Below are 9,355 nucleotides of genomic sequence, written 5' to 3'. Positions count from 1 at the left end.
CAAATGGGGTGGATTAACGATGAGAAATGCATTAGTACGGGTAGACAACCCCTTAAAGCGAATGTACGAGCAGGTCAGTACTGTTGATCTGGAAAGTTTATTAGCAGGACTGACAATTCTGACTAAGGACACCGCCACCTACCTGGCAACCAGCGGTATAGAGGGTTCAACCGCGGAGGGTTTCCGGATGGCGTACCTGGATATGCTGGGACACAACCGCTACTACTGGGAGCGATTTGGTCCTCAGCTCTTCCAGCCATTGCAAGAGGCGGGTTTGCCGGAGGGTTTTGCACGAGCTGCTGCAAACTGCAAAGCGGATTTAAGCCCTCTGCTCGACTGTGATCTCAAAAAACCTTGGCTGCACGCACCGGGTTGGCATTTTTTTCAGACCTTTGGGCCGCAATGCAGACTACAAATATTATGTGGTAAATCTCTCGAAGAATTCAGAGATATTTACTACCAAGGCATCGATCCTTGCAGTCCGGCAAGTAATAACTCGGGTGATACCAGAGACCCATTTAAACCGGTAGCTGCTATGGTCGAGCGACTGGCAGGGAATGAGCGACCCCTGAATAATTTCTGGTACCCGGTGATGCTCTATCTGGTTCTACTGTTACATAAAACCAATTTTGTTGTTCTGGAATAGATGGAGAGTCGCGCCTGGAATTAAGTAATAACGGATATTCCCTGATAGAAGGGCAGTCTGCTGGCTTTAAGTTAACAGAATATTCTAAGCCGTTAAATTATGGAACATGAGGAGGATATCATGGAGGAGTATGATCCACCCCTGGCCTGGCATTGGAACCGGCTGACGTGCGCCGCCATCCACCAGGCCCAGCTTCCACCCACACTGGCCGCGCGCGCGCTGGCTATGGTACACACTGCCATGTACGACGCCTGGTCCAACTATATTGATGGACCCTGTATCAGCACCACCACCGGAGATCGTCTCCAGCAGCGACCGGAAGATCTCACTACCCAAAATCGTGAGCTGGCGTTTAGCCGCGCCGCCTGGGCGATCCTGGAAGCTTTATTCGGCGACGTTCTAGCGACAGAAGCGTTTAGCGAAAAACTCGACATTCTGCCAAAAGCAATTCTGGCATCGATTAAAGAATGCAGAGCAAGTGATCACTCTCTGGACCTAACTCAGCCACAGGGCGTCGGACAGCTCAGTGCTCAGTTGGTGATCAACAACCGTTTAAGCGACCCCTACAGTGGAGATGGCTACAACGATACCGGTAGTTACCAGCCGGTCAATCCGGCGGAGCCTGAGCGGGCAAAAGATGTCGCTCGTTGGCAGGCACAATCCTACGATGGTGAAAGAACCCAAGTCTTTCTCCATCCGGATTGGTGGCTGGTACGGCCTTTTGCCCTGACCTGTGTCGGTCAGTTTCGGCCGCCTCCGCCAGCAGGAAACGATGCCTGTGGATTAAACGACGATATTGAAAAAATTATCGACATCAGTGCAAAACTCACCGACCAACAAAAACTGACCGCTGAGTATTGGGCGGGAATGTACGAAGATCGATTTGATGATTGGTTTAAGTCCTGTGGGGGACAAAACAGCAACTATTGGGCCGTGGCTCCTGTCCAGTGTTGCCGTATCGGTAGGCAATTGGCAGCCAGCAATAATTTTCGCAACTCCAATGTCATCAAGCTGTATTTTGCACTCAGTAATGCGCTACTGGATACCTCCATTGCGGTATGGGATGCCAAGGTATTCTACGATCATGCCCGCCCGGAATCGGTAATTCACCACCTTAAAGACGATGAGGAATTCAACGCCTGGGGTGGTGCCTGTCGCGGCACGGTAACCATGCAGGGGGAGGGGTGGCGTCCCTATCTACTGCGCACGCCTGCCTATGCGGAATATCCTTCTGCCCATAGCGCTTTTTACCAGGCGCTTGCAGAAATTATCCAAAGTTTTTGCAACCAAAATGACTATCAGACGTGTATCGAATTCGAAGCCAGAAGCTCAAAGATTGAGTCCGATTGCACTCCCGCTGAAGCGATAGAATTAAGTTGGAACTCTATTATTGCAACAGCAGAGAGCGCAGGAAGTTCGCGGCGATTTGCAGGGGTAAATTTCCCGGAGAGCGAACGACAGGGGTGTAAGCTGGGGGAGAAAGTTGCTGACCAGGTTTGGTGCCGGGCGATCAGCTTTTTTAAAGGTTGTACTGATAATTAGCGGGAGAGGCCAATGGATGGTAATTCGAGCGCTGTTAGAAGGGGCGCAAACTGTATAAATCTACGGTGTTCCCTTGCTTTTTCGGAAAACAAGTGGAAAAAACAGCCGTTGATTAAGCGACTTTGTTTAACCTGTAAAAACAACAGAGTATCTCTCTGTGAAAGTCGCCAAAGCTAAAACGACGGCGACAGCCTCCCAACTCCAGACGAAAAGTCAGGCTCAGCCTTTCTTTCAGAAGACATCTGGCTATCAAAACCATATCGGTGAATCTGCAGAGAAGCCTTTTTTTACTGGTAATTCAATCGTACAAACCAAGCTGACAGTTGGCCAGCCTGGGGATAGGTACGAGCAGGAAGCGGATCAGATGGCTGACCGGGTGGTGCAAAGGCTGAGTGAGCCCAGTGCACCAGCCCTTCAAAAGAAACAATGTATCTCAACACCTCAGGTGAGTGCACTTCCTTCATTGCAGCAGAAGCCTGAAGACATTTCACAAGAGCAAGAACAGAAAGTTGAATCCGATGAGCTGTTACAGAAAAAGCCCATCTTTGAAAGTGCTGCAGCTCCAGAGGGCGAACCAAATTTACAACGTGCCTGCGAGGAGTGCGCTAAAGAAGAAAAGATTCAAGCAAAACCCGATACAACAAGCAATACTACGAGCTTAGAAAACCAGCTTACGGGCTCAAAAGGTAGTGGCAGTCCTTTGCCTGCTGATACCAGGAGCAATATGGAACAGACCATAGGCGCTGATTTTAGTAATGTGCGGGTGCATACCGGCAGTGATGCGGTGCAAATGAATAGGGGTTTGGGGTCACAGGCGTTCACCCATGGTTCGGATATTTATTTTAATGCCGGAAAATATGACACGGGCTCGCAATCGGGAAAGCACTTATTAGCACATGAATTGACACATACGGTGCAGCAGGGCGCTGCTGGGAGTGTGCCAACAACTCAAACCAAAATTCAACGTCTGCCAGCATGGGTAAACAGTGCAGCGAGTTGGGTGAGCGATACCGCATCAAGCGCGGCGTCGGGTGTCGCAGATGGAGCGCGATGGGTTGGTGGGCAGGTAGCAAGTGGCGCTCGCTGGGTAGGAAACCAGGTTTCTGCGGGTGCCCAATGGGTCGGCGAGCAAATTAGCGCTGCTGGCCAATGGGTTTTTGATCGCATCGGAAGCTTGATCAATTCGGGCAAGAATTGGCTTAACGAGAAGTGGGAAAGTATCAAAACCTTCGGGCGTACTTGCTTTGAAAGCATAAATAAAGGATTTAGCAGCCTAGTCAATTTTGTTACTGAACCTTTTTCCCGATTGGTTTCCGCATTTTCAAGTTTGAATGCGGAGAGTGTGGGAGCGATCTGGAGCTTGATCAAGGCGGGTGCCAGTGGTCTTTGGGCTGGAATTAATTCGGTTATCACCGGAGTTTTGCAAGCCGGCAGCCGCTTATGGACTACCGTTTCAGGATTCATAGGCAGAACCATTACGTCTATCGAGGGATTATTTAATCGCACGGCGTTCAATCTTTTGCCTAATTGGATGAAACAGCGAGCTAGATCGATATTTAATGGATTGAAATCTCTGTGGAGCCGGGTGTCGACATTCTGGACAAACCTGCTGCAGCAATTGACCAGCACTGTCAGCGATATTTTGGCTTCTGTACGCTCTTTCGTGATGAGGGTGGTGAGTTATGCCATTTCTCCGGTGATTGCAACCATCAGAAAGATAAAAGAAATTTATGACTTTGTAGCGAAGATTGCTGCTGACCCCCTTGGCTTTATCGAGCCTTTGTTGGTGCGGATAGCCAGCAAAATCAACTCTGAGGCGCCACCAAAGGCCAGAGAATTCGGAAACAAAATATCACGAGAGAATTATCCTGGTTCGAGCTCGGTAAGCGAAAGAATACAGCGCTACGGGGGTGGAGTAGAAAGGGACACAGCATCGTTGACCGAGGTTTTGCAGGGAGTTTGGTACTACATTAGCCAAGCCTGGAAAAATCTGGATATTCTAAAAATGCTAAGGGATACCGTGGTCAACATGTTTTGGCCACCGGCTACCCTCCGGGCTATTGGCCAGGAATTTATAAATCTCTGGAATAATGAGTGGACTGGTACAGTTAACAGCTTTTACATGCCGAGGAATTTCTTTGCGGACCCCATCGGCTCGCTCCACGATATATGGTCTAATTTCTCGTTTTTATTTGAGTTTCCAACGGCTCTGTGGCGAACCCTGAACAATGTTGTTGGATTGTTGATGGGGTATATCACCATCATTTTGATAATCGCAGGGGCAATTATTGGCGGCCTTGGAGGCGCTACACTTTTTGGTGTGGCGATTCCTGCCGGTATTGTCGTAGGCGCAGGAGCGGGTGTTGGCGCTGCTGCCGCGCTCGGAGAAGGGGTAGCACTTTCCTTTCTTGCTGCATGGGGGCTGGATGCGCAGTTGAGGGCCGATCAGCTTTACTCCGCAAGACAAGAATGTAGGGAGAGACAACGAGACATCAAAACAATGACTGCAAACGTGATTGGAATGGGTGTTGTTGTCGCAATGGCTTTACTCATGGCCCTTTTGGCGCGTTTGGCTTCTGCGATTGTCCAGCTGGTCAAGGGGGCTGGTCGAACTGTGCCTGCTCCCGCCCCGGGGCGGCCAGCCCCTCAACCCCAGCCTGTACCTCGGCCAGCTCCAGCGCCCGCACCGGGAAGACCAGCTCCGGCACCAGCCCCGGCACCAGCTCCGGCACCAGCCCCGGCACCAGCCCCGGCACCAGCCCCGGCACCAGCTCCGGCACCAGCCCCGGCACCAGCTCCGGCACCAGCTCCGGCACCAGCTCCGGCACCAGCCCCGGCACCAGCTCCGGCACCAGCTCCGGCCCCGGCACCTGCCCCAGCGCCGGTAATTCCTTTCCCTGGGCCTCGACCTGCTCCAGCCCCGGTGCCTGGGCAGCTACCGATTGCGGCGAAGTTTGAGAGTGGCAAGAACGGAAATAACATCTCAAGCGAAGCAAACGGAAGTAACCTGCGGAAAAAAACAAGATTCCAGGGTATTTCGTCAAATGGCTCTAGCCCCGATATTCAAAAAGATCCCTTTGATGGAATTGATCCAGACGCGTGTAAGACAAATAATTGTGAAGGTGTGCCAACGGGTAAAACGCGCAGTGATCCAATACCTATTAGATGGTACAAGAAGGGGCATCCCATTGTGATATTGCTGAACCCGCGACCGGATCGATGGCTCAGGCGAGGCCATACGCCACCTCCAGGAAATATTAGCGCGCCCATGTCTGGAAGGTATAGTCGGATCGAAATACCTCCTACTCAGAGACCGTCATCATTCCCAACTGCACGTCGAGGTGTGCGTAATGGTAGGGTCGTGTGGTACGTGAGTATTGGTGTAAATCCAGCATTTCTGCCTTCACCAGGAAAAATAGTTAGACGTAAACTCGCTCGAACGGTGCGCCGAAGAATGCAAGGGCGTTTCAGAGCGTTGTTGCGTAACTATCAATACAATTTTTCAGGAATTCAAGCAGATCACGTGCTCGATATAGGTTTCAGTGGTCCCGACGTATTAAATAACCTTTGGCCATTGTCGGCAGACAATAACCTGGCAGGTAATGAAACGTATAATCAAAAAGTTAAGTACTGTGATGACAGCGGCAATGTAAGAGAGAGTACTCCCTCGCTACTACATACTCCGAGACGGTACTTTATTATTACGACTGTGGGTTAATTTAATGAGCAAAAGATTAACAATATTAGATTCCGTAGTAAAAGGTGAATTTAAGGCGGTTGAAACCTACCTGGACTCTGGTGGCGACCCAAATATCCGTGATAAAAATGGTGCGGTTCCATTGCACGAATTACTTGTATCAGGAAATATAAAAGATATTTTTCCTATTGCCAGGCTTCTCATTGAACGTGGGGCTGATGTCAATGCAAAGCGGAGTAAGGCTGCTTTTTCTTCGTTACATATGGCAGTAAATCGCCAATTGTTGCAGATCGTGACACTTCTTCTCGAACATGGTGCTGATGTGAATGGCTGCGAGAATAAAAAAGGCTATGCTCCAATTCATCTTCCGACTTCACCTGATATTACAAGCCAACTTATCCAGGGGGGGGCAGACGTAAATTTAACGGACAATTCCGGTTTAAATAGTCTACATCACGCTCTATCTGCTGTTACTTCCGAATATAGCGAATTATCAATGAAGCAGCGAATTCAACTGCTTATTGATGCGGGTGTTGATATTAACCAAACTTTTCCAAATCATACTTCACCACTTGCACTCAGTATTCATCAGTACTCTCCTGAAATAGCGCTTCTGCTGATAGAAGCTGGAGCGGTGGTAAATTACAATTCAGCAGAGCAGGAAACGCCTCTTCATGCAGCTGTAAGTCGAAATTTAGAGGATCTTGTGAAGGTGCTACTGTCTAAAGGCGCTGACCCAAATATAGAAAGCAAAACCGATGGTTGGACACCACTTTTTATCGCTGTTTTAAATGGCTACGTTAATTTGGTTAAACTGCTTATTGGGCATGGAGCCAATACACTGGTAAAAGATAAATTTGGAAATAATCTGATAGATTTAGCCGAAAAAGAAGAGGTGAAAAAATTATTAAAAAATGACGCATAATAAAATATTTCAGGGTTTTAAATGAGGGAAAAAGTCCGATTGGATAATAGCTGTTCAATGAAATGAAAACCTGGTGTAAATATGTTTGATTTCCTGCCTGTTACTTTATATTTTGAATTGGATTGAGCAAAATAAGACTTGGATTCAACTCACTAGTGCAACCGATGGATTGATTCCTAAAAATACCTGATTAGGTGTTTTCATACCAAGACATTTTCTTGGTCGATTATTGAGTTTGTACATGATCTGATTGATCTCCTGTTGAGTGACTGTTTTCAGATCGGTGCCTTTCGGTATGTATTGCCGTATCAGGCCGTTGGTATTTTCGTTCAGCCCACGCTCCCAGGAAGCGTAGGGGTGAGCAAAGTAAAAGTCAGCATCAAGTTGGCTGGCTATTGTTTGGTGATCGGCGAATTCTTTGCCATTGTCAGACGTCATTGTGATAACAGAGTCACTGTATGGCGAAAGCAAGTTGATGATAGCTTGCGTGACGCACTAGGCCGTTTTTCGCTCTACCCTCTGAATGAGGGTGAAACGAGTACGGCGCTCGGTCAGGATAATTAATAGGACACCCATATATTTGACTTCCTTTCGCGGTTCGTGTAAATTCCCATGTCATGACAAAAGCCCGTAACGAACAAGTCTCTCTCGCCGATACTTCCTTCTATCACTGCATGGTGCGCTGTGTGCGACGTGCGTATTTATGCGGTGTGGATAAGGAGACGGGTGATAATTTCGATCACAGAAAGCAGTGGCTGGTCTCGCGGCTACGTTTTCTTTCCTATGTATATGCGATTGATATCTGTGCCTATGCCGTAATGAGCAACCATTATCATGTGGTGCTGCATGTGGACGAGGAGAGGGCTCAGGGGTGGTCGGATGAAGAGGTGGTTGAGCGCTGGATGCAGCTGTACAAAGGTGATCTGCTGATGCAGCGCTGGTGGAGTGAGCGGGCGTTGCTAAGCCCTGCAGAGCTTAAGCGAGCCGAACTGGTGATTGGTGAGTGGCGGGAGCGTTTGTGTTCCATCAGTTGGTTTATGCGTGGCGTCAACGAAACCATTGCCCGTATGGCGAATGAAGAGGATGGCTGTAAAGGGCGTTTCTGGGAAGGGCGGTTTAAATCCCAGGCGCTATTGGATGAAGGTGCGTTGTTAACCTGTATGGCGTATGTCGATCTGAATCTGGTGCGTGCCGCCATGGTGGAAGACCTGGTGGAAAGTGATTTTACGTCTATTCAATCGCGCTTGCAGGATTATGCTAAGCGCAAGCGCAGCCGAAATTCTACCGACAACAAGCTGTTGCAAAAATCCCATCAGCAGCAGATGATTAAAACACAATTGAAGTTAGATGATTTGCCAGAGGCGCCGTTAATGGCGTTTGGTGGTAGTAGTCATCATTCCATTCATCGAGCCTTACCATTTACCCGAGAAGACTATTTTGATTTAGTGGATTCCACCGGTCGTAGTGTTCGGGAAGATAAGCGGGGTACCATCTCCGCACGTTCCTGTCGTCTTATACACCGCTTAGGCATAGATCCAGATCGATGGCTGGAGCATGTACGTGGATTTGGAAAGAATTACAGTGAATGTGCCGGATCTGGCGATGCCATGCGCAGCTATGCCAGTAATTTTCGACGGCGATGGAGTAAGGGTGTCCGGGTTTCCGCCGAGGCTTATCAAAAAGCGGGATAACTCAGCTGTCATATTTTTTTCTAGCGACGAATGCTGCGAATGAGTCACTTTCGCTTCGTATAGTTTTGGCGTACAGTCAAAACACCTCTTTTGTTTTTTTGATGCAAATACATTGCACTGTAGTTCCTTTAAACACGGGGTTGAGGCAGACTGTATTGTCACGATATTTCGTAGAAGTTCATTTGTGCAAAATTGTTAGGTTTGGCTTAAACTCTGTGGCTCGATTGTCAGTTTTATAAACGATTTACCTGCGTTGTACGGAACTCTATAGACAGGAGGATGAGCATCGTGAAATTTTCCTATTCCCGACGGCTCCGCAATGCGCACCAGCATGAAAAAAAGCAGAAAGAGTCATTCTTCGCGAAATCTAGCAACCAAGAGCGACAGTTTTTTTAATAGCCGCGCTCCTACAGGACCCGCGGTTCAGGCTAAATTAACCATCGATAAGGCCAACGCCCCTTCCGAAAAACAAGCGGATCAGGTTGCTGCCAAAGTAGTGGCTCAAAAAGCTGACTCATCCATCCAGCGTGCTTCGCTAGTTTCATCCTCTGAAGATAAAAAACTAGATTCTACTAATTCTCGAATGGAGAAGGATAAACTTATCCAGGAAAAGATTCAGAAGATGACATCTCCGGAAGAAGAGGCGGAAGTACAAGAAAAACAAGACGAAGAGGAAGTGCAGGCCAAAGAGGAAGGAGAGGTTCAGGCGAAGGCGCAGAATGATAATTCTGGAAAAGCTTCATTATATAGCTCTTCTAGCATCGTATCGATAGCTCTGGATAATTCGTATTAACGGTAAGTATGTTCACCATATTAACTAGTGAATACTTTGAAAATGCAAAAATACATTGTTT

General features: G+C 48.3%; 6 protein-coding genes and 1 pseudogene. 6 read left to right on the top strand and 1 reads right to left on the bottom strand.

The genetic code is table 11. The features are described from left to right. Nucleotides 1-19 precede the first annotated feature (19 nt). The 4 genes from ACXAFR_RS24530 to ACXAFR_RS24515 all read left to right on the top strand — a co-directional run bounded on the left by ACXAFR_RS24530 (nucleotide 20) and on the right by ACXAFR_RS24515 (nucleotide 6,810). Nucleotides 20-646, top strand: coding sequence for a hypothetical protein (locus tag ACXAFR_RS24530; protein WP_475182092.1), 627 nt, complete (start codon nucleotides 20-22; stop codon nucleotides 644-646). Between the two features lie 120 nt (nucleotides 647-766). Next, on the top strand, nucleotides 767-2,188 hold the full coding sequence (locus ACXAFR_RS24525; RefSeq protein WP_475182089.1) for a vanadium-dependent haloperoxidase: 1,422 nt from the start codon (nucleotides 767-769) through the stop codon (nucleotides 2,186-2,188). A 364-nt stretch (nucleotides 2,189-2,552) separates the two neighbouring features. Next, nucleotides 2,553-5,906 (top strand): eCIS core domain-containing protein, encoded by a 3,354-nt coding sequence (locus ACXAFR_RS24520; protein WP_475182086.1) that lies wholly within the window; start codon nucleotides 2,553-2,555, stop codon nucleotides 5,904-5,906. A 4-nt stretch (nucleotides 5,907-5,910) separates the two neighbouring features. Beyond that, complete coding sequence (locus ACXAFR_RS24515) at nucleotides 5,911-6,810, top strand: ankyrin repeat domain-containing protein (protein WP_475182083.1); 900 nt, start codon at nucleotides 5,911-5,913, stop codon at nucleotides 6,808-6,810. 144 nt (nucleotides 6,811-6,954) lie between these two features. Here ACXAFR_RS24515 and ACXAFR_RS24510 read toward each other — a convergent pair. After that, a pseudogene (locus tag ACXAFR_RS24510) lies at nucleotides 6,955-7,374 on the bottom strand (IS30 family transposase); the annotation flags it as partial. Nucleotides 7,375-7,484: 110 nt separating this feature from the next. On the opposite strand from ACXAFR_RS24510, the gene ACXAFR_RS24505 reads away from it, so the two are divergent. Both ACXAFR_RS24505 and ACXAFR_RS24500 read left to right on the top strand, forming a co-directional pair. Then, complete coding sequence (locus ACXAFR_RS24505; RefSeq protein WP_475182186.1) at nucleotides 7,485-8,501, top strand: transposase; 1,017 nt, start codon at nucleotides 7,485-7,487, stop codon at nucleotides 8,499-8,501. A 331-nt stretch (nucleotides 8,502-8,832) separates the two neighbouring features. After that, nucleotides 8,833-9,294 carry a hypothetical protein gene (locus ACXAFR_RS24500; RefSeq protein ID WP_475182081.1) on the top strand — a complete coding sequence of 154 codons (462 nt, stop codon included), beginning with the start codon at nucleotides 8,833-8,835 and terminating at the stop codon, nucleotides 9,292-9,294. Nucleotides 9,295-9,355 lie beyond the last annotated feature (61 nt).

The sequence above is a fragment of the Pseudomaricurvus sp. ABR4_320 genome (assembly GCF_056159445.1).
The sequence above is the reverse complement of the archived record's forward strand: the minus strand, read 5'-3'. Positions and strand labels throughout refer to the sequence as shown.

What these genes read in the sequence shown, in the direction of transcription:
- ACXAFR_RS24530 (WP_475182092.1), top strand. Translation starts at nt 20, where the DNA reads ATGAGAAATGCATTAGTACGGGTAGACAACCCCTTAAAGCGAATGTAC.
- ACXAFR_RS24525 (WP_475182089.1), top strand. Translation starts at nt 767, where the DNA reads ATGGAGGAGTATGATCCACCCCTGGCCTGGCATTGGAACCGGCTGACG.
- ACXAFR_RS24520 (WP_475182086.1), top strand. Translation starts at nt 2,553, where the DNA reads ATGGCTGACCGGGTGGTGCAAAGGCTGAGTGAGCCCAGTGCACCAGCC.
- ACXAFR_RS24515 (WP_475182083.1), top strand. Translation starts at nt 5,911, where the DNA reads ATGAGCAAAAGATTAACAATATTAGATTCCGTAGTAAAAGGTGAATTT.
- ACXAFR_RS24505 (WP_475182186.1), top strand. Translation starts at nt 7,485, where the DNA reads ATGGTGCGCTGTGTGCGACGTGCGTATTTATGCGGTGTGGATAAGGAG.
- ACXAFR_RS24500 (WP_475182081.1), top strand. Translation starts at nt 8,833, where the DNA reads ATGAAAAAAAGCAGAAAGAGTCATTCTTCGCGAAATCTAGCAACCAAG.